Raw genomic sequence first — 1,099 nt, 5'->3', positions numbered from 1 at the left:
CTAAGAGTGGCCGCTGGCAATTGGTCAGAGACCGCCTAAATTTAGTTGACAACGACTAAGTCAACTTAAGGCAGGTAGTTTTGAAATGCACCTATAGCGGAGGAACCGCATTGCCAACTTGCTGTTGTTGAAACCCAATACTTCCTTTAAATTCGAACCAATCCGGAAAGGACTGTAATCTAGCAGCTTCTCTAACAGATAGGCCCCGATTCTGAAACGGATGCACAAGCATGTTTTTACGATAGTTGCCAATTACAATAGATGGTTTCTCTGGATGGAGTCTATGGTAAATACCCGTATGGCAACGTGTGGAGTCTTTATAATTCTGCATTAAATTGAGTGGAATATTTTGCCAGTTTCCACCTGGGGGTATATGCTTATATCTTTCGAGTACTAAAGTGGAGTTATTACTTACCTGATGGTTTGGAGAAATAGTTAAATTCCCCCTTAATTCTTTTGCATAGTTTGAAATTGGACCTTCATTATAACTACGCCAATTTTCTTTCGATCCAGCTATTAGTTCAGGCAAATCACTTATAGCATCAGAAACCTTTATTGGGTTTAACAAAAAAGCTTCTGGGAAACTAAAGAAATGGCCTTGTCTAGATGCCACTGCAAAAAAACGAGTTCTTTTTTGAGGAACACCATAATCCATTGCGTTCAATCTTTTTGAACTTACTACATATCCTAATGAAGTCAACTCTTCATTGACTTTATCTAAAAAAAAACCATCCTCTGTTTCAGTAAATCCCTTTACATTTTCAAATACAATCCATTCGGGCAAAGGGTCAATTAAACGTATTATTCGTATAAACTCAGAAAATAGCCAATTATTATTATTTTCCAAACTACGTGTTCTTTGGTTTGAGGTGGAAAATCCTTGGCATGGGGGACCACCAAAAACAATTAACGGTTTGTTCTTAGTACGTTTTATGGGAAGTTTTTTTAGATTTCTAATATCTTGGCTATAGAGTTGGGTTTTGGGAAAATTATGCCTGTATGTTGGGGTGCAATTCAAATTGTCGCAACCATGTCGTAGCTTAGGGCATGCCTGACGAACACTCCCTGCCCTTCACCGAAGAAGAATATGTGGCTTTGG

1 protein-coding gene is annotated in these 1,099 nt (G+C 38.4%); it reads right to left on the bottom strand.

Translation table 11 applies throughout. From position 1 onward, the window contains the following. Positions 1-91 precede the first annotated feature (91 nt). Positions 92-1,018, bottom strand: a complete 927-nt coding sequence (locus B157_RS35395) for a DNA cytosine methyltransferase (RefSeq protein WP_084761816.1) — start codon at positions 1,016-1,018, stop codon at positions 92-94. Between the last annotated feature and the right edge of the window lie 81 nt (positions 1,019-1,099).

The organism is Spirosoma spitsbergense DSM 19989 (assembly GCF_000374085.1).
GTDB lineage: Bacteria > Bacteroidota > Bacteroidia > Cytophagales > Spirosomataceae > Spirosoma > Spirosoma spitsbergense.
Note: the sequence above shows the minus strand (reverse complement) of the source record. Positions and strands in the feature narration are given on the sequence as shown.